This window comes from Cupriavidus necator (genome assembly GCF_040578825.1).
Taxonomy (GTDB): Bacteria; Pseudomonadota; Gammaproteobacteria; order Burkholderiales; family Burkholderiaceae; genus Cupriavidus; species Cupriavidus necator_E.
The window spans coordinates 1-17,278 of the sequence record NZ_JBEFLI010000106.1; the positions used below are offsets into that span (position 1 = coordinate 1).

Here is a 17,278-nt window from a genome sequence, read left to right on the forward strand (position 1 = left end):
CACTGATGCCAACCGACTGTCATGCCCTTTTCCGCTGATTCCGTGACTTCCCTGCGCCAGCTTGCCGACGCGCTGGCCGCGCGCTCCGTCTCCGCCGAGGAGCTCGCGCGCGAGTACCTGGCCCGCATCGAGCAGGCCGCCGCGCTCAACGCCTTTATCCATGTCGATGCCGAGCGCACGCTGGCGCAGGCGCGCGCCGCCGACGACCGCCGCGCGCGCGGCGAGGCCACGCCGCTGACCGGCGTGCCGGTCGCGCACAAGGACGTCTTCGTCACCCGCGGCTGGCGCGCCACCGCCGGTTCAAAGATGCTGGGCAACTACGAGAGCCCGTTCGACGCCACCGTGGTCGAGCGCATGGCCGCGGCCGGCATGGTCACGCTGGGCAAGACCAATATGGACGAGTTCGCGATGGGCTCGTCCAACGAGAATTCGCATTTCGGCCCGGTGCGCAACCCGTGGGACGCCAGCCGCGTGCCCGGCGGCTCGTCGGGCGGCTCCGCCGCCGCCGTGGCCGCGGGCCTGGCGCCGGCCGCCACCGGCACCGACACCGGCGGCTCGATCCGCCAGCCGGCGTCGTTCTCCGGCATCACCGGCATCAAGCCGACCTACGGCCGCGTGTCGCGCTACGGCATGATTGCGTTCGCCTCGTCGCTGGACCAGGGCGGCCCCATGGCCCATACCGCCGAGGACTGCGCGCTGCTGCTCAACGCCATGGCCGGCTTCGATCCGAAGGATTCGACCAGCATCCCGCCCGAGCAGGGCGGCGTGGATGAGGACTACACCCGGCTGCTGGGCCAGCCGCGCGCCGGCGCCACCGCGGAACGGCCGCTGGCCGGCCTGCGCATCGGGCTGCCGAAGGAATATTTCGGCAAGGGCCTCGCCGCCGATGTCGAGCAGGCCGTGCGTGCGGCGCTGGCCGAGTATGAAAAGCTTGGCGGCACGCTGGTGGAGGTGACGCTGCCCAAGACCGAGCTGTCGATCCCGGTGTACTACGTGATCGCGCCGGCCGAGGCCTCGTCCAACCTGTCGCGCTTCGACGGCGTGCGCTACGGCCATCGCGCCGCCGAGTACCGCGACCTGCTCGACATGTACAAGAAGAGCCGCGCCGAAGGCTTCGGCCCGGAGGTCAAGCGCCGCATCATGGTGGGCACCTACGTGCTGTCGCACGGCTACTACGACGCCTACTACCTGCAGGCGCAGAAGATCCGCCGCATCATCGCCGACGACTTCCAGCGCGCCTTCGCCCAGTGCGACGTGATCATGGGTCCGGTGGCGCCGACGGTGGCGTGGAAGCTGGGCGAGAAGTCCTCGGACCCGGTGCAGATGTACCTGGCCGATATCTTCACGCTGTCCACCAGCCTGGCCGGCCTGCCCGGCATGAGCGTGCCGTGCGGCTTCGGCGAGGGCAACATGCCCGTCGGCCTGCAGCTGATCGGCAACTATTTCGACGAAGCGCGCCTGCTGCAGACCGCGCATGCGTTCCAGCAGGCGACCGACTGGCACCTGCGCCGTCCCGCCAAGGCCTGACCATGACCGCACGCTCCTTGCCACGCTCCTTGCGACGTACCTCCCTCGCCGCGGCGGTGGCGGGCTGCATCCCGCTGCCGGGCGGCCTGGGCCGGCCCACGCCGATCGCCAGCCGCGATATCGACCTGAACGGCGACTGCCGCCGCACCGAGGAAGACGGCTTCCGCGAGGACGCGCAGCTGCGCGTGTCGGACAACAGCGTGCAACAGCTGTCGTGGAAGCTGTGGGTCGGCAGGCGCGGCTCGTGCAGCTTCAACCTGGCTGACTTCCGCCAGGTCCAGAAGAAGCCACATATCGAGCTGCGCGCCAACGACGGCAGCGGCTGCAAGCTGATGGTCTGGCAGGATCCGCGCCGCGTCACGCTGGCGCACGCCAGCTGCCAGCAGCGCTGCACGCCCGGCATCTACGAGGAAGCCTGGCCCGTGATGTTCGAGCCGGGTACCGGCGCCTGCGCCCGCACGCGCTGAGTTTGCCGAGCCTTAGCCGAGAGCGCCCGCCATGACGCACATCCCCGCCACCCCGCCCCGCTCCACTGGCGCCGCTGCCGCGGCCGGCCGGCTGCTGCGCGCGGCCGTGGCGATCGGGCTGGTCGCATGGCTGGCCGGCGCGGCGGCGCATACGCCGGACCTGCCAGCGCCCGCGCTGACGCAGCCGGCACCGCTGTCCCCGGCCGGCGCGCTGTCGCCGCACGCGGTGACGCGCGCGGCCCCGGCAGCCACGGCAACGGCTGCGGCAGCCGTGCCCGCGCAGCGCGTGCAGTTGCCCGGCGACGCGTCCACGCCCGCGCTGACCGCCTACTGGTTCGTCCCGCGCGAAGGCGCCACGGCGCGCGCCTTGCCGGTGGTTGTCGCCCTGCATGGCTGCGGCGGGCTGCTGTCCGCCCGCGCCGCGCGCGAGACCGCACCGGCTGCTGACGGCGCCGACGTTTCCGGGCTGCTGCAGCAGCGCTACCGCGAATACGCGCACTGGCTTACCGAACGCGGCTATGCGGTGCTGATGCCCGACAGCTTCAGCGCCCGCGGCAAACCCCACGGCATCTGCACCGAGCCCACCGACACGCGCGGCATCGACGACCGCACCCGCCGCGCCGATGCGCTGGCCGCGCTGCGCTGGATCGCCGACCAGCCGGGCATCGATACCGCGCGCATCGTGCTGCTGGGCTGGTCCAACGGCGCGCAGGCGGTGCTGGCCACCGTCGACGCCAGCCGCCCGTGGCCGGCCGGCATGCCGACGGTGGAACGCGCCGTTGCCTTCTATCCCGGCTGCAAGCGCGCGGTGCAGCAGCACAACTTCCGCCTGCGCGCGCCGATCTTGCTGATGATCGGCGGCGCCGACGACTGGACGCCCGCGACCCGCTGCGCCATGTTGCAGAGCGCCGTGCTGGCGCGCCAGCCGGGCGCGCGCTTCCGGCTGGAGATCTACCCCGGCGCCTACCACGGCTTTGACGGCACCAGCGAGCTGCATATGCGCCGCGACGTGGCCGCCGTGCGCAAGACCGCAGGGGTGACCGTCGGCGGCGACGCGGTGGCGCGCGTGGCCGCGCTGGCCCAGCTTGACTCATGGCTTGCCAGTCCCGACCCCTAGAAGCGGGACGGGACCCACGAACACCGGGACGGCAGCGCCGTCCCACCGCAACAGACAGAACTGAAAGAACCGAACAGGAATACCGCCATGCAATGGGAAGTGGTGATCGGCCTCGAAACGCACGCGCAGCTCTCGACGGCCTCCAAGATTTTTTCCGGCACCTCCACCGCCTTCGGGGCCGAGGCCAACACGCAGGCTTCGCCGGTGGACCTGGCGCTGCCGGGCGTGCTGCCGGTGCTCAACAAGGGCGCGGTCGAGCGCGCCATCCAGTTCGGCCTGGCGATCGGCGCGAAGATCGCCCCGCGCAGTGTCTTTGCGCGCAAGAACTACTTCTATCCCGACCTGCCCAAGGGCTACCAGATCAGCCAGTATGAGATCCCGGTGGTCCAGGGCGGCACCATCACCATCCAGGTCGAAGGCAAGAAGGGCGAGTTCTACGAGAAGACCGTCAACCTGACGCGCGCGCACCTGGAAGAAGATGCGGGCAAGTCGCTGCACGAGGACTTTGCCGGCATGACCGGCATCGACCTGAACCGCGCCGGCACGCCGCTGCTGGAAATCGTCACCGAGCCCGACATGCGCAGCGCCGCCGAAGCCGTGGCCTACGCCAAGGCGTTGCACTCGCTGGTAGTGTGGCTGGGCATCTGCGACGGCAACATGCAGGAAGGCAGCTTCCGCTGCGACGCCAACGTGTCGGTGCGCCCGTTCGGGCAGAAGGAATTCGGCACCCGCCGCGAGATCAAGAACCTGAACTCGTTCCGCTTCCTGCAGCAGGCCATCGAATACGAAGTGCAGTGGCAGATCGCCGAGATCGAGGACGGCCGCAAGATCCAGCAAGCCACGGTGCTGTTCGACCCCGAGACAGGCGAGACCCGCGCGATGCGCACCAAGGAAGACGCGCACGACTACCGCTATTTCCCCGATCCCGACCTGATGCCGCTGGAAATCGACGCAGGCTGGGTCGACCGCGTGCGCGGCGAACTGCCGGAACTGCCGGCGGCGATGCAGGCGCGCTTTGTCTCGCAGTACGGCCTGTCGGCCTATGACGCCACCACGCTGACCGCGACCAAGGCGTTTGCGGCGTATTACGAGGCCGTGGTGGCCGATGCCGGCGCTGCCAACGCCAAGCCTGCGGCCAACTGGCTGATGGGCGACGTCGCCTCGCAACTGAACCGCGAAGGCATTGCCATCGATGCCGCGCCGGTCACGCCGGCGCAACTGGCAAAGCTGCTGGCGCGCATCGCCGACGGCACGGTGTCGAACAACACCGCCAAGAAGGATGTGTTCCCGGCAATGTGGGCCGGCGAGCACGGCGGCGACGCCGACGCGATCATCGCGGCCAAGGGGCTGAAGCAGATGTCCGACAGCGGCGAGCTGGAGAAGATCATCGACGATGTGCTGGCTGCCAATGCCAAGTCGGTGGAGGAATTCCGCTCGGGTAAGGAGAAGGCGTTCAATGCGCTGGTTGGGCAGGCGATGAAGGCGACCAAGGGCAAGGCGAATCCGGCGCAGGTGAATGAATTGTTGCGGAAGAAGTTGGGCTGAAGGGTTCTTTGCTCCCCTCTCCCGCCTGCGGGAGAGGGAGAACACCTTGCTTAGGCGAGCTCGGGCGGCTTTGGTGCACAGACGTTGGCTTCGCTTTCCGCTTCCTACCTCCCCGCCCTGCCCCGCACCGACTCCTCCAGCAACGACCTCAGTTTCGCCAGCGCCCCCGGATCCCCATGCGCGGCCGAGCGTGCGTACCAGATCTTGGCCTGCTCGATATCACGGTCGACCACACCTGGCTCGCCCCGCTCGTAAAAGCTCCCCACGATGTACTGCGCACCGCCGTCCCCGGCGCTCGCCGCGCGGCTGTACCAGGCAAACGCCTGCCCGTAATCGCGCGGCACGCCACGACCCGTGAAGTAATTGGTCGCCAGCGCCATCTGCGCCTGCACATGCCCGGCCTGCGCCGCGCGCTCGTACCAGCGGTTGGCTTCTTCCAGTGATTTCGGCACCAGCTCGCCGCGCTCATGGAGGTCGCCCCAGGTGTACTGGGCGTGCGTCATCTGGTTGTCGGCGGCCTTCTTCAGCCAGACCAGCGCCTCCTGCGGCCGGGCCGTGGTGCCCTCGCCGCGCAGCAGCATCATCGCGTAGTTGAACTGGGCAAGGCGGTTGCCCTGCCGCGCGGCGCTGGCGAAGCCGCGCAAGGCCTGGTCGAAGTTGCCTGCTTCATAAGCCGTGACGGCGTCGCGGGTCTGGGCCTGCGCCGGCGCAGGGGGCTGCGGCGCAGCGGCCGCGGGTGGCACGGACAGCCATGCGGCCATGGCGCCGGCCAGCAAGAGAGCAATCGGGGAACGGGCAAGTGGCATGGCGGACTCCGGGCGCGGCGCCTTCTTTGCTCCAGTGTAGGAGTCAGGGCAGGCGCCCGGAAGTCAGGCACGGCGGTCGCCGAACTATCTGCGCGAATAATCAACGCACCCGGATATCGACCCAGAACATTCGTCTGGCAGATAAACCCGCCCGGATGTTAAAGCCACCCCGCCCGGTGCAGCCGCCGCCACAGCGCGACGCAGGCCACCGCCGTCATGCCGACCACGGTGGGATAGGCGTAATGGAATTTCAGCTCGGGCATGAAGTTGAAGTTCATGCCATACAAGCTGAACACCACGGTCGGGATCGCCAGGATTGCGCCCCAGCCGGCCAACCGCTTGACCACTTCATTCTGGCCCACCGTCACCAGCGCCAGGTTGACCTGCACCGCGGTGGTCAGCATTTCGCGGATCACGTCGAGCGTGCGTACGAGCCGGCTGGCGTGGTCCTCGATGTCGCGGAAATAGGCGCGCAGCTCGCGCGGCACCAGGTCTTCATGCAGCCGGATAAGCTGGCCGCACATGTCCTCCACCGGGTTCACCGCATTGCGCAGCCGCAGCACCTGGCGCTTGACCTGGTACAGGTGCTCGATCGCGCCGCGGTCGAACTCGTCGCGGAAGATGCCTTGTTCCAGGTCGGCCAGCGAGTCTTCCAGCCGCGTGACGATCGGCATGTAGTGGTCGACAATGAAGTCCATCAGCGCGTACAGCACGTAGCCGGGGCCGTTGGCCAGGCCGTGGGGGTCGTGTTCGCAGCGCTCGCGCACCGGGGCGTAGGTGCTGCTGGCACCGTGGCGCACCGAGACCACGTAGTTGGGGCCGACGAACAGATGCGTCTCGCCGACCACGACTTCCTCCTCCACTAGCTGCGCGGTATTGAGCACGACGAAGACCGAATCGCCATAGGCCTCGAGCTTGGGGCGCTGGTGCGCGTCGAGCGCGTCTTCCACGGCCAGGTCGTGCAAGCCGAACGCGAGCTGCACCTGCCGCAAGAGCGTCAGGTCGGGTTCGTGCAGGCCGAGCCAGACGAAGGTGCCAGGCACGCTCAGCACGGTGCGAATCTCTTCCATGCCTACCGTACCGAGCCGTTTGCCCTGCCGGTAGGCTACGCAATTGACGATGGCGCCCATGAGTACTCCGCTGTCAGATGGCGCAATCGTAACAAGCCTTTGCGCCGCGCTTGCGCCGATGCGTGCGCTGGCGCGCCGCACGGGCCACGATAAACACACTTTCACGGCACCTTGCCGTGCCATCGCAGTGCATATGGAACGCAGGGGCCACCCACGGCGCCTCTATCGCCGATACATCGTGCTTCACGAGCCAATTGTTACAGTTAGCGACAGAGACGACGTTAGAATGTGGCATTTCCACGGTCACCCGGCTATGTCCCAGAAGAAAACGCCACGCTTCGAGCTGCGCAGTGGCAACGTCGACGCCCTCCTTCTCGCCCTCCAGACCGCCGACATGGCTGCGCTGCGGGATGACCTCCTCACCCGCTTCGAAGCCACCCCCGACTTCTTTTCCAATGACGTGATCGCGCTGGACCTGCGCGCACTGGAAGACGATCGCGAAGTTGCGCTCGGCACGGTGATCGAAACGCTCGCGACGCTCAAGGCCCGCGCCATCGGCGTGGTGGCCCGTGCGGGCCAGCGCGAATGGGCCGAGCGCTACGGCCTGCCGCTGCTCGACAGCCAGGCGCGCCGCGGCTCGGGCACCGATCGCGCCGCCGAAGCCAGGGCCGCCGCTGCCGCGGAACAGGCCGCCGAGCAGGCCGCTGCAGAGCAGGCCGCGCGCGAGGAAGCCGCCCGCGCCGCCGCGCAGGCCGCCACCGATGTCGCCGTTGCCGCCGCCATCCGCCAGACCAAGACGCTGCTGATCGACAAGCCGCTGCGCTCGGGCCAGCAGGTCTATGCGCACGGCGACGTGGTGATCCTCGACGTGGTCAGCTACGGCGCCGAGGTCATCGCCGAAGGCAACATCCATATCTATGCCCCGCTGCGCGGCCGCGCGCTGGCGGGCGTCAAGGGCAATACCGGCGCGCGCATCTTCAGCACGTGCATGGAGCCCGAACTGATTTCCATCGCCGGCATCTATCGCACCGCGGAGCAGATGCTTCCGGCCGACGTGCTCGGCAAGACGGCCCAGGTGCGCCTGGCCGATGAAAAACTGATTCTCGAACCGCTGCGGCTCAAGTAACCGCACGGTCCCGGGACCCCGAATCAAAGCAGCGCAAGCTTCAACCTATTACTGGACCAAAGAGCCATGGCAAAAATCATCGTTGTGACCTCCGGCAAGGGAGGCGTCGGCAAGACCACCACCAGCGCCAGCTTTGCCGCCGGCCTGGCCCTGCGTGGCCACAAGACTGCCGTGATCGACTTCGACGTCGGCCTGCGTAACCTCGACCTGATCATGGGTTGCGAACGCCGCGTGGTGTATGACCTGATCAACGTGGTGCAGGGCGAAGCCAACCTGCGCCAGGCGCTGATCAAGGACAAGAAGTGCGAGAACCTGTTTATCCTGCCGGCCTCGCAGACGCGCGACAAGGATGCGCTGACGCGCGAAGGCGTCGAGAAGGTCATCAACGGCCTGATCGAGATGGACTTCGAGTACATCGTCTGCGACTCGCCCGCCGGCATCGAATCGGGCGCGCTGATGGCGATGTACTTCGCCGATGAGGCGCTGATCGTCACCAACCCGGAAGTGTCGTCGGTGCGCGATTCGGACCGCATCCTCGGCATCCTGGCTTCCAAGACCAAGCGCGCCACCGAAGGCGGCGACCCGATCAAGGAACACCTGCTGATCACCCGCTACAACCCCAAGCGCGTGCATGGCGGCGAGATGCTGTCGCTGACCGACATCCAGGAAATCCTGCGCATCAAGCTGATCGGCGTGGTGCCGGAGTCCGAAGCCGTGCTGCACGCCTCGAACCAGGGCACGCCCGCCATCCATCTGGAAGGCAGCGACGTGGCCGACGCCTATGGCGACGTGGTGGACCGCTTCCTCGGCAAGGACAAGCCGATGCGTTTCACCGACTACCAGAAGCCGGGGCTGTTCTCCCGCATCTTCGGCAACAAGTAACGCCAGGAGGGCTCATCCCAATGTCGATCCTTTCCTTCCTGCTGGGAGAGAAGAAAAAGTCCGCGTCGGTCGCCAAGGAGCGGCTGCAGATCATCCTCGCCCACGAACGCACCGGCCATTCCGCGCCCGCCGACTACCTGCCCGCGCTGCAACGCGAGCTGGTGGCGGTGATTTCCAAGTACGTCAAGATCAGCGACCAGGACCTGCGCGTGAGCCTCGAGCGCCAGGACAACCTGGAAGTGCTGGAAGTCAAAATCGAAATCCCGCAGGGCTGATCCAACAGTCCTCACGCTGTTCAGCCAAGACCGCGGCGCCGCTCCTGCGCCGCGGTTTGTCTTTGCCCTCTTTTCTCCTTCTTCTTCGTCCTTTCTCTTCGCGCTGACTGCGACCCGCCAGCCCCGTGCAAAGGCCGTTTCGCCCGCTTTACCGCAATGCACCAATTCGGAATTTGTAGCGGCGAGACAACGGAATTGCACCAAATTCCTGCTTGAAAGCGGGCCTCGGTGGAGATTTGTGTCCTTGTTGCTTACGTTTTGTTAAATTTTCGCGGCGTTTACACGAAACGTAGACTTCGTCCCTGCCGTGATCCGGCGGAGAACAGTACAAGACAAGAAAAGGAGCACCATGAAGAAATCGGCCATCGTCCTCGCAGCCGGCAGCCTGTTGGCAGGCTCGGCATACGCCCAGACTTCCGTCACGCTGTACGGTATCGTCGACCAGAGCATCCGCTTCACCACGAACGCCAACGCCAGCAACGACAATCAGTGGGAACTGACCAACGGCGCCGTCACCAACAGCCGCTGGGGCCTGAAGGGCAGCGAAGCCCTCGGCAACAACCTGAAGGCCATCTTCCAACTGGAAGGCGGCTTCGATCCGGATACCGGCCGTTCCAACCAGGCCAGCGCCACCAACCCGAATGGCCGCCTGTTCGGCCGTCAGGCTTACGTTGGCCTGTCGGGCGACTTCGGCACGATCAAGCTGGGCCGCCAGTACACCGAAGGCTTTAACTTCTTCGGCGACTACGATCCGCTGACCATCGGCAACTACACCGCCAATGCCTGGCCGTTCTTCCTGACCCAGTTCCGCAGCGACAACGTCGTCAGCTACGCCGGCAAGTTCGGCGGCCTGGACGTGGGCGCCAGCTATGGCTTCGGCGAACAGCCGGGCAGCATGACCCGCAACCAGTACTGGGGCGCTCGCGCTGCCTACACGTACGGCCCGTTCGGCGTCGGCGGCGTGTACCAGGAAATCCGCGACATCAACGGCAACAAGCAGCAAATGTGGGGCGCTGCCGGTAAGTACACCTTCGGCCCGGCCAAGCTGTTCTTGGGTTATGTTGGCGGCAAGGACCGCACCGGCGTGATCGACAACGGCTTCCTGAACAACTCGGCTGCCGCTCCGGCCCCGGGCGTGGTTGCCGCAGGCGCCGCGAGCAACCCGCGCAAGGACAACATCGGCTACATCGGCCTGACCTACCAGGCCACCCCGGCCCTGTCCCTGACCGGTGTGTTCTACGGCGACTACGTCGAGAACAAGAACGGCGTGAACGACAACAACGGCCGCCGCTACACCGGCGTGCTGCTGGCCGAGTACTCGCTGTCCAAGCGCACCCAGGTCTACGGCACGGTCGACTTCAACAAGGTTTCGGGCGGCACCACCACCGAACTGCCGGGCCGCAACAACCAGACTGGCGCTGCCATCGGTATCCGCCACATCTTCTGATCGCTTTCCTCGATCGGCAGTACCTGGCAAAAGGCACCTTCGGGTGCCTTTTTTCATGGGCGCGGCCGGCGCCGCAGCCACAGGTACCAGCCGGCGGCGGGGTGGTCTTCCGGCTCTGCGGACTTCTCCTCGCCCATCGGCTGCAGCGGCACCAGCACGCCGCCATGGCGCGCCACCACGCGCTGCGCGCACAGCAGCGCAGGCCCCGGCTCGGCCAACCGCGCCGCACTTTCTGCCCCGGCGGGATCGCAGGCGATCCACAGCGCCATGCCGCCCGCATGGCCGCGGCACGTGATGCGCAACGCAGTGCCCTGCGCCGCGGCACCGATGGCGCGCGAGAGCAGCCATTCGAGCGTTTCCAGCAACATGGCGTGGTCGCCGCCAATGCGTGGCAGCCGGGCCGCAGGTCTGTCCAGCCGGACGCCGGCTTCGGCGGCCACGGTCCAGACACGGTCCAGCGCTTCATCGAGCAGGGCTTCCATGGCGATGCGTCGCATGCGGTAGGCGTGGCCGGTTTCGCGCAGCAGCCGGTTCAGTTCATCGAGATGCCGCAGCGCGCGGCGTGCATGGTCGGCCACCTGCTCCAGCAGCGCGGCATCGGCCTGCGCCTGCGTGCGGCGCAAGGCCACCCAGGCCAGCAGCGAGGCATGCGGCTCGCGCAGGTCGTGGCTGAGCACATGCAGCGTCATGTCATGCACCGCCGCGGGATCGCGCACGTCGTTGGCAGGCTCGCAAGCGTGCGCGGTCATCACGTTGCGCCTGGCAAGCCAGCGAACGCCGGTCGCGAGCAGCACCGCGGCAAGCGCCGCCCCACGCCATACGGTCGCGCTCATGCGGCGGCCAGCCCGGCGCGCTCGATGCGCTCGAGCCGGTAGCCATGCGTGTAGACCGGCGTCAGCCGCAGGCCATGCGCGGCATGCAGGTCCAGCTTGCTGCGCACGCGCGACACATGGGTATCGATGGTGCGCGACATCGGCGAGATCTCGCGCCCCCAGACCGCGGCGGTGATGTGGTCGCGCGTGACGATGCGGCCCTCGTTGCGGAACAGCAGCACGGCAAGGTCGAACTCCTTCGGCGTCAGGCCCACCGGGTGGCCGTTGCAGGTGACCTGGCGGGTGGCGCAATCGAAGGCGTAGTCGCCGAGCCGCAGCGGCGCATGCGGGGCGAGATAGGCCGGGCAGGCGCGCCGCAGCAGGCATTCGATCCGTGCGGCCAGTTCGGCCTGGCGCACCGGCTTGACCATGTAGTCGTCGGCGCCGGCAGTCAGCGCGTTGACGATGTCTTGCTCGGCATCGCGGCAGGTCAGGAACATCACCGGCACGCGCCGGTCGAGGTTGGTGCGCACCCACGCCAGCACCTCGCGCCCGGACAGGTCCGGCATCTGCCAGTCCAGCAGCAGCAGGTCGAAGCCGGCATCGCGCAGCGCCAGCAGCAGGCGCCGGCTTTCGCCGAAGGTCACGCATTCATGGCCGGCCCTGGCGATGGCCTGGCGGATCAGCGCCGCATCCGCGGGCGCGTCCTCGAGCGATGCAATTCTCTTTCCCATATGTTGTCTCCGACGGCGCTGGGGCGGCCGGGTGGCGTGCTGTGTCCGCCGGGCCGTAGCGGCTCATTTAAGACCGCGGGCACGGACACACGAATAGGAAAGACCTCAAACTCGATTTTCAACAATCTTTTACTTCTCGCCTCAGCAGGCCACTCCTACCATGGGCTTCGCTGCGGGCCATGCCCGACCCGCGGTGTCCTGAATTGCTTTCCCAGCATGTCTTTTCCATTCGCGCATTCCGGTGCGCCCGCGCAGGAGCCAGCCTTGAAGATCGCCGCGCTGCAGGCGGACCCGACCCTCGCCGTCAGCATCGAACAGACCTTGCGCCTGAATGGCCACCAGTGCACGCGCTACCTCAGCGGCCGCACCATGATCGGCGCGCTGCGCGGCAAATCGTTCGACCTGCTGATGCTCGATTGCGATACGCCGGGGATCCCGGCGCTGGAGGTGCTGGCGTGGGTGCGCCGCACGCACGGCCATGAGGTGCCGGTAATGCTGACGGGGACGTCGAACGAGGAAGGCTTTGTCGCCGCCTGCTTTGCGCAGGGGGCCGACAGCTACGTGGCCAAGCCGCTGCGTACCGGCGAGCTGGCGGCTCGGGTGCTTGCGCTGCTGCGCCGGACGCGGCTGGCGGGCGAGGTTTGCGACCTTTCGCATGGCGTCTTCCGCTTCGCCACCACGGAGCGGCGCGCGTGGGTCAGCGGCAAGACGGTGCTGCTGGCGCCGAAGGAGTACGACCTCGCGGTGCTGCTGTTCCGCAATCTCGGCTCGCTGGTGCTGCGCCAGACCATGGTCGACCAGGTCTGGCGCTACGAGCTGGATCCGGCCTCGCGCACGGTGGACAGCCACCTGTCGCGCGTACGGACCAAGCTGGCGCTGTGGCCGCACAACGGTGTGCGGCTGTGCTCGGTGTATGGGCTGGGCAGCCGGCTCGATATGGCCTGAGTCCTGCGGCCCCGCAGATGCACGGCCTGACGTCAGTCTGCCTTGATGCCGGCTTCCTTGACGATGCGGGCGTTCTCCAAGTACTCGTCGCGGATCGCCCTGGCGAACTGCGCGGGCGTGCCGCCGGTGGGCACCTCGCCACCCTTGAGCAGGCGCTCGTGAACCTCTTGCTCGGCCAGCGCCTTGTTCAGCTCGGCGTTCAGGCGGTTGACGATGGCCGCGGGTGTCTTGCCCGGCGCGAAGATGCCGAAGGTCGAAGTCAGGTTGGCCTTGGGATAGCCGAGCTCGGCCAGCGTCGGCACGGACGGCAGGCTCTCCAGGCGCTTTGGCGCGCCCACTGCCAGCGCGCGCAGGCGGCCGGCCTGCATATGCTGGCTCAGCACCGGGCTGGCGTTGGTGCTCATCACCTCGAACTGCCCGCCAAGCGCGTCGTTCATCTGCTGGCCCGCGCCCTTGTAGGGGATCAGCGTGATATCGGTCTTCGACTTCTGCCTGATCTGTTCCAGCACCACATGGCCCACGGTGCCCAGACCCGACGTCGCCCAGCGCACCGAACCCGGTTTGGCGCCGGCCTGCCCGACCACATCGGCAAAGCTCTTGCCGCTGAAACTGTTGGTGGCGACAACCAGCACCGGGGAATACATCACGCTCATCACCGGCGCCACGTCCTTCTGCGGATCGTAGTTGACGCGGCCGACATGCGGATTCAGCGTCAGCGGGCTGGTCGATGCAAACCCAAGCGTATAGCCGTCGGGCGCGGCCTTGGCCACCGCGTCGATGCCGATGCTGCCGCCGGCACCGGCCTTGTTCTCCACCACCACCGAGGTGCCCATCTGCGCCGACAGCCGCTCGCCCAGTGCACGCGCGACGGTGTCGCTGATGCCGCCGGTCGGGTAGGCGACGATCAGGCGGATCGGGCGGCTGGGATAGGTATCTGAGGCAGCGGCGGCTGAGAGAGGCAACGCGGCAGCGGCACCGCCTGCGACACAAATGGCGGTCAGCAGGTACGAGCGGAGGGGGAAGACCATGATGGTGGAAGTGCGGGTGGAAGTGCGGGTGGAAGTGCGCAAGCGATACGGGAGGAGCGCGCGGGAGCCGGCAGCATGGTGCCGCGGCGGCGCGAAGCAGCCGCAATCTTAGCCCATCAGGGCACAACACTCAGCGCACCAGCGGCCGCTCCGGCACCCATGAGACGAAAAGCTCGTTGGCCCGGTCATACAGCCGCCATACCGTGCCGCAGTCGCGGCAGGCGAAGGTCATCATGCTGAACGGCACCCCGGCCGCGCTCTGGCTGACCAGCGGCGCGGTGCCGCGCAACGCGAAGCACGACGGCGGCTCGCGCCGGCGCGGATCGGCGGCCAGCTCCAGGCAACGCTCACAGGCGGGCGTGGCGGGCGCGGAAGGCGGCGATGAGGTGGGCTGCGTGGGCTGCATGAGCGGGACGGGCGGGGGCACGGCTGACTTCATGCCCGCCATGATGCCGCAAAACCCGCCTGGACAGCAGCTTCTGAAAATCAGGCAGCGCGGAGCCCCGGTACCGCCGCCGGCGCCGCCGCACGCTGGCCCAGCCAGACGCTGCCCAGCACCAGCAGCGCGCCGGCCGCCTGCACCGCCGTCAACGCCTGCCCGAGCACCAGGAAACCGAGCACGGTCGCGCTGACCGGGCTCAGCAGCCCGAGCGCCGCGACCGCCGACGACGGCATGCGCCCCACTCCACGGAACCACAGTGCATAGCTGAAGCCCGCGCCGACGATGCTCAGCCACGCGTAGCCAAGCCAGTTGGCCAGCGTGAGATGTCCCGGCAGCGGTTCCAGCACCAGCGCGAACGGCAGCAGGAACAATCCCCCCGCGCACAATTGCCACGCGGTCAGCACCAGCGGTGAGACCGGCGGCCGCCAGTGCCGCGTCAGCACCGTCCCCACCGCCATCGACACTGCCCCGGCCGCCGCCGCGGCCACGCCGATGGCATCGAGCCGCGCCGCCGGCCCCAGCACCAGCAGCGCCACGCCCAGCAAGCCGCCGACGCCGGCCAGCCATGCCGCCTTGCGCGGGCGCGCGCCCAGCCAGGCCCACGCCAGCGCCACCACGATCAGCGGCTGGATCGCGCCGACCGTGGCCGCGACGCCGCCGGGCAGCCGGTACGCGGCGATAAACAACATTGCCTGGAAGAAGCCGATATTGAGCACGCCCAGCACCGCCGCGCGCCACCACCAGCTGCCCTGCGGCAATTGCCGGCCGATGGCCAGCATCGCCAGCCCCGCGGGCAATGCCCGGATGACGCCCGACAGCAACGGCTGCCCCGGCGGCAACCATTCGCTGGTGACCAGGTAAGTGCTGCCCCAGATTGCCGGCGCCAACCCGGTCAGCAGGATGTCGCGCAACGACACGCCGACTGTTGACGCTGCACGTGCGGATGGCGTTGCCGGGGACGTCGACTGGTTCGCGGTCATGTGAAAGTCTCTTGATATCAAGATAAATCACTTTACGAAGCAGATTGTTTGATGTCAAGATACTTCGGTCTTGCCGCAATCCGGCGCCCACTGCGCCCTTCCCGATGCCTGCCCGCCGCAAACCCCTCGAAACCCCCGAAGACACACCGGACCACGTCGACGGCATTCTGGCGCAATGGGCGCGCGAGCGCCCTGACCTGGATGCCTCGCCAATGGGGGTGATCGGCCGGCTGGGCCGGCTCAACCGCCATACCGGCCGCGCGATCGAAGCCGCGCTGGCGGACACCGGCCTGTCGCCGTGGGAATTCGATGTGCTGGCGACGCTGCGCCGCGCCGGGCCGCCATATGCGCTGTCGCCTGGCGCGCTGATCGGCTCGCTGATGATCACCTCGGGCACGATGACCAACCGGCTCGACCACCTGGAGCGCGCCGGCCTGGTCCAGCGCCGTCCCAATCCGGACGACCGCCGCGGCCTGCTGGTGGAGCTGACCGAAGCCGGCCGCAAGCGCGTCGACCACGCGGTGGAACTGCACGTCGCCAACGAGCACCGGCTGCTGGAGGGACTGAGCGCCGCGGAGCAGGCGCAGCTCGCCGCGCTGCTGCGCCGCTGGCTGCGCCAGTTCGAGCCGCCACGGGACGGTGGCGGGCATGACAACAAGGACGCCTGAGCCTCAGGCGCGCTGCGGCCGTTCGCGCAGGTCCGGCAGGAACACCGTTAGCAAGCCCAGCAGCGGCAGGTAGGCGCAGTACTCGTACACCGCCAGGATGCCGTGCGTGTCGGCCATCCCGCCCAGCACCGCGGCGCCGATGCCGCCCATGCCGAAGGCAAAGCCGAAGAACAGCCCCGACACCATGCCAACCTTGCCCGGAATCAGCTCCTGCGCGAACACCAGGATCGCCGAGAATGCCGAGGCCAGGATAAAGCCGATGATAAAGGTCAGCACGCCGGTCCAGAACAGGCCCACGTGCGGCAGTATCAGCGTGAACGGCGCCACGCCCAGGATCGACGCCCAGATCACGCGCTTGCGGCCGATGCGGTCGCCGATCGGCCCGCCCAGGATGGTGCCCGCCGCCACCGCGAACAGGAACATGAACAGATGGAGCTGCGCATCCTGGCGCGCCAGCCCGAAGCGCTCCATCAGGTAGAAGGTGTAGTACGAGGTCAGGCTGGCCATGTAGAAGTACTTGGAGAACACCAGCACCATCAGCACCAGCATCGCGCGCACCACCACGCGCGTCGGCACCGGGCTGGTCGTCGCCCCCGCCGCCTTGCGCTTGCGCGCGCCCTGCGCGAGCTGGCGCGCATACCAGCCGCCGATGCGCCACAGCACCACCATGCCCACCAGCGCCGCTAGCGAGAACCACGCCAGGCTGGTCTGCTGGTGCACGAGCAGCGCCGCCAGCAGCGGCCCCATGGCGCTGCCGCCGTTGCCGCCCACCTGAAAGATCGACTGCGCCAGGCCATGCTGGCCGCCCGAGGCCATGCGCGCCACGCGCGACGACTCCGGGTGGAAGATCGACGAACCGGTGCCGACCAGCGCCGCTGCTACCAGCAGCACGCCGTAGCTGGGCGCCACCGACAGCAGCAACAACCCCGCCAGCGTAAAGCCCATCGCCGCGGCCAGCGAGCGCGGTTGCGGATGCTTGTCGGTATAGAGCCCGACCACCGGCTGCAGCAGCGATGCCGTGATCTGGTACGTCATGGTCAGCAGCCCGATCTGGGTGAAGCTGAGGTTGAAACCGCCCTTGAGCATCGGGTAGATCGCCAGGATCAACGACTGGATCATGTCGTTGAGGAAATGGGCGAAGCTGATCGCCGACAGCACGCGGAAACCCGTGCGTTCGGCCTGCGGTGAAGGCGAGGTGGAGGCTGCGCCGGACGGCGCGGAGTCGATGGTGGTGCTCATTGGCGGCTCTCGACAGACGGGAAGCGGCCAGCGGGGGCGCCGGCCGTGAAGGACATGAGCACCGATGCTAGCTGGCGCGTGCGCGCCTGTCCTGCGAGAATGAGGCCGCAACCTTGGAGAAAAGGACATGCAGCGCGCCCCCCGCCAAGTCAGCGCCTCCGGCAAGGC

Annotated in this window: 18 protein-coding genes; 10 read left to right on the top strand and 8 right to left on the bottom strand. The window is 67.9% G+C overall.

Annotated features, from left to right (window positions below; translation table 11 throughout):
* Positions 1-21: 21 nt before the first annotated feature.
* The 4 genes from gatA to gatB all read left to right on the top strand — a co-directional run bounded on the left by gatA (position 22) and on the right by gatB (position 4,656).
* Entirely contained in the window at positions 22-1,527 is a 1,506-nt protein-coding gene (gene gatA, locus AB1I47_RS31280) for an Asp-tRNA(Asn)/Glu-tRNA(Gln) amidotransferase subunit GatA (RefSeq protein ID WP_354687539.1), read from the top strand.
* Positions 1,528-1,529: 2 nt separating this feature from the next.
* Positions 1,530-1,994 (top strand): hypothetical protein, encoded by a 465-nt coding sequence (locus AB1I47_RS31285; RefSeq protein ID WP_354687540.1) that lies wholly within the window; start codon positions 1,530-1,532, stop codon positions 1,992-1,994.
* Positions 1,995-2,025: 31 nt separating this feature from the next.
* Positions 2,026-3,111: a dienelactone hydrolase family protein gene (locus AB1I47_RS31290; RefSeq protein ID WP_354687541.1), complete on the top strand. Its 1,086-nt coding sequence runs from the start codon at positions 2,026-2,028 to the stop codon at positions 3,109-3,111.
* An 87-nt stretch (positions 3,112-3,198) separates the two neighbouring features.
* Complete coding sequence (gene gatB, locus AB1I47_RS31295; protein ID WP_354687542.1) at positions 3,199-4,656, top strand: Asp-tRNA(Asn)/Glu-tRNA(Gln) amidotransferase subunit GatB; 1,458 nt, start codon at positions 3,199-3,201, stop codon at positions 4,654-4,656.
* Positions 4,657-4,760: 104 nt separating this feature from the next.
* On the opposite strand, the gene AB1I47_RS31300 is transcribed toward gatB, so the two are convergent.
* Positions 4,761-5,462 (bottom strand): tetratricopeptide repeat protein, encoded by a 702-nt coding sequence (locus tag AB1I47_RS31300; RefSeq protein WP_354687543.1) that lies wholly within the window; start codon positions 5,460-5,462, stop codon positions 4,761-4,763.
* A gap of 158 nt (positions 5,463-5,620) precedes the next feature.
* Positions 5,621-6,592, bottom strand: a complete 972-nt coding sequence (locus AB1I47_RS31305; protein WP_354687544.1) for a magnesium and cobalt transport protein CorA — start codon at positions 6,590-6,592, stop codon at positions 5,621-5,623.
* Positions 6,593-6,845: 253 nt separating this feature from the next.
* Between AB1I47_RS31305 and minC the strand changes: the two genes are divergently transcribed.
* The 4 genes from minC (at position 6,846) to AB1I47_RS31325 (ending at position 10,262) form a co-directional block, all read left to right on the top strand.
* On the top strand, positions 6,846-7,658 hold the full coding sequence (gene minC, locus AB1I47_RS31310; RefSeq protein WP_354687545.1) for a septum site-determining protein MinC: 813 nt from the start codon (positions 6,846-6,848) through the stop codon (positions 7,656-7,658).
* A 66-nt stretch (positions 7,659-7,724) separates the two neighbouring features.
* Positions 7,725-8,540: a septum site-determining protein MinD gene (gene minD, locus AB1I47_RS31315; RefSeq protein ID WP_354687546.1), complete on the top strand. Its 816-nt coding sequence runs from the start codon at positions 7,725-7,727 to the stop codon at positions 8,538-8,540.
* Positions 8,541-8,560: 20 nt separating this feature from the next.
* Complete coding sequence (gene minE / locus AB1I47_RS31320) at positions 8,561-8,815, top strand: cell division topological specificity factor MinE (RefSeq protein ID WP_006164360.1); 255 nt, start codon at positions 8,561-8,563, stop codon at positions 8,813-8,815.
* Positions 8,816-9,164: 349 nt separating this feature from the next.
* A complete protein-coding gene (locus AB1I47_RS31325; protein WP_354687547.1) occupies positions 9,165-10,262 on the top strand; it encodes a porin in 1,098 nt (365 codons plus the stop codon).
* Between the two features lie 53 nt (positions 10,263-10,315).
* Here AB1I47_RS31325 and AB1I47_RS31330 read toward each other — a convergent pair whose 3' ends face one another.
* Both AB1I47_RS31330 and AB1I47_RS31335 read right to left on the bottom strand, forming a co-directional pair.
* Positions 10,316-11,095, bottom strand: a complete 780-nt coding sequence (locus tag AB1I47_RS31330; protein ID WP_354687548.1) for a histidine kinase — start codon at positions 11,093-11,095, stop codon at positions 10,316-10,318.
* The gene (locus tag AB1I47_RS31335) at positions 11,092-11,808 is read right to left on the bottom strand and encodes a response regulator transcription factor (protein ID WP_354687549.1); all 717 of its coding nucleotides are present in this window, start codon (positions 11,806-11,808) and stop codon (positions 11,092-11,094) included. The genes AB1I47_RS31330 and AB1I47_RS31335 overlap by 4 nt, the downstream gene beginning before the upstream one ends.
* A gap of 264 nt (positions 11,809-12,072) precedes the next feature.
* On the opposite strand from AB1I47_RS31335, the gene AB1I47_RS31340 reads away from it, so the two are divergent.
* Positions 12,073-12,753, top strand: a complete 681-nt coding sequence (locus AB1I47_RS31340) for a response regulator transcription factor (protein WP_354687550.1) — start codon at positions 12,073-12,075, stop codon at positions 12,751-12,753.
* Between the two features lie 32 nt (positions 12,754-12,785).
* Here the strand turns inward: AB1I47_RS31340 and AB1I47_RS31345 are convergent, their stop codons facing one another.
* The 3 genes from AB1I47_RS31345 to AB1I47_RS31355 all read right to left on the bottom strand — a co-directional run bounded on the left by AB1I47_RS31345 (position 12,786) and on the right by AB1I47_RS31355 (position 15,203).
* Positions 12,786-13,781, bottom strand: a complete 996-nt coding sequence (locus AB1I47_RS31345) for a Bug family tripartite tricarboxylate transporter substrate binding protein (protein WP_354687551.1) — start codon at positions 13,779-13,781, stop codon at positions 12,786-12,788.
* A gap of 130 nt (positions 13,782-13,911) precedes the next feature.
* The gene (locus AB1I47_RS31350) at positions 13,912-14,229 is read right to left on the bottom strand and encodes a hypothetical protein (protein ID WP_354687552.1); all 318 of its coding nucleotides are present in this window, start codon (positions 14,227-14,229) and stop codon (positions 13,912-13,914) included.
* A 38-nt stretch (positions 14,230-14,267) separates the two neighbouring features.
* A complete protein-coding gene (locus tag AB1I47_RS31355; RefSeq protein ID WP_354687553.1) occupies positions 14,268-15,203 on the bottom strand; it encodes an EamA family transporter in 936 nt (311 codons plus the stop codon).
* A 104-nt stretch (positions 15,204-15,307) separates the two neighbouring features.
* Between AB1I47_RS31355 and AB1I47_RS31360 the strand changes: the two genes are divergently transcribed.
* Complete coding sequence (locus tag AB1I47_RS31360; RefSeq protein ID WP_354687554.1) at positions 15,308-15,871, top strand: MarR family winged helix-turn-helix transcriptional regulator; 564 nt, start codon at positions 15,308-15,310, stop codon at positions 15,869-15,871.
* A gap of 3 nt (positions 15,872-15,874) precedes the next feature.
* Here AB1I47_RS31360 and AB1I47_RS31365 read toward each other — a convergent pair whose 3' ends face one another.
* Positions 15,875-17,110 carry an MFS transporter gene (locus tag AB1I47_RS31365; RefSeq protein ID WP_354687555.1) on the bottom strand — a complete coding sequence of 412 codons (1,236 nt, stop codon included), beginning with the start codon at positions 17,108-17,110 and terminating at the stop codon, positions 15,875-15,877.
* Positions 17,111-17,278 lie beyond the last annotated feature (168 nt).

Bases quoted from the DNA above. Each gene is read 5' to 3' on its own strand.
- gatA (WP_354687539.1), top strand. From the start codon at position 22: ATGCCCTTTTCCGCTGATTCCGTGACTTCCCTGCGCCAGCTTGCCGAC.
- AB1I47_RS31285 (WP_354687540.1), top strand. From the start codon at position 1,530: ATGACCGCACGCTCCTTGCCACGCTCCTTGCGACGTACCTCCCTCGCC.
- AB1I47_RS31290 (WP_354687541.1), top strand. From the start codon at position 2,026: ATGACGCACATCCCCGCCACCCCGCCCCGCTCCACTGGCGCCGCTGCC.
- gatB (WP_354687542.1), top strand. From the start codon at position 3,199: ATGCAATGGGAAGTGGTGATCGGCCTCGAAACGCACGCGCAGCTCTCG.
- AB1I47_RS31300 (WP_354687543.1), bottom strand. From the start codon at position 5,462: ATGCCACTTGCCCGTTCCCCGATTGCTCTCTTGCTGGCCGGCGCCATG.
- AB1I47_RS31305 (WP_354687544.1), bottom strand. From the start codon at position 6,592: ATGGGCGCCATCGTCAATTGCGTAGCCTACCGGCAGGGCAAACGGCTC.
- minC (WP_354687545.1), top strand. From the start codon at position 6,846: ATGTCCCAGAAGAAAACGCCACGCTTCGAGCTGCGCAGTGGCAACGTC.
- minD (WP_354687546.1), top strand. From the start codon at position 7,725: ATGGCAAAAATCATCGTTGTGACCTCCGGCAAGGGAGGCGTCGGCAAG.
- minE (WP_006164360.1), top strand. From the start codon at position 8,561: ATGTCGATCCTTTCCTTCCTGCTGGGAGAGAAGAAAAAGTCCGCGTCG.
- AB1I47_RS31325 (WP_354687547.1), top strand. From the start codon at position 9,165: ATGAAGAAATCGGCCATCGTCCTCGCAGCCGGCAGCCTGTTGGCAGGC.
- AB1I47_RS31330 (WP_354687548.1), bottom strand. From the start codon at position 11,095: ATGAGCGCGACCGTATGGCGTGGGGCGGCGCTTGCCGCGGTGCTGCTC.
- AB1I47_RS31335 (WP_354687549.1), bottom strand. From the start codon at position 11,808: ATGGGAAAGAGAATTGCATCGCTCGAGGACGCGCCCGCGGATGCGGCG.
- AB1I47_RS31345 (WP_354687551.1), bottom strand. From the start codon at position 13,781: ATGGTCTTCCCCCTCCGCTCGTACCTGCTGACCGCCATTTGTGTCGCA.
- AB1I47_RS31350 (WP_354687552.1), bottom strand. From the start codon at position 14,229: ATGGCGGGCATGAAGTCAGCCGTGCCCCCGCCCGTCCCGCTCATGCAG.
- AB1I47_RS31355 (WP_354687553.1), bottom strand. From the start codon at position 15,203: ATGACCGCGAACCAGTCGACGTCCCCGGCAACGCCATCCGCACGTGCA.
- AB1I47_RS31360 (WP_354687554.1), top strand. From the start codon at position 15,308: ATGCCTGCCCGCCGCAAACCCCTCGAAACCCCCGAAGACACACCGGAC.
- AB1I47_RS31365 (WP_354687555.1), bottom strand. From the start codon at position 17,110: ATGAGCACCACCATCGACTCCGCGCCGTCCGGCGCAGCCTCCACCTCG.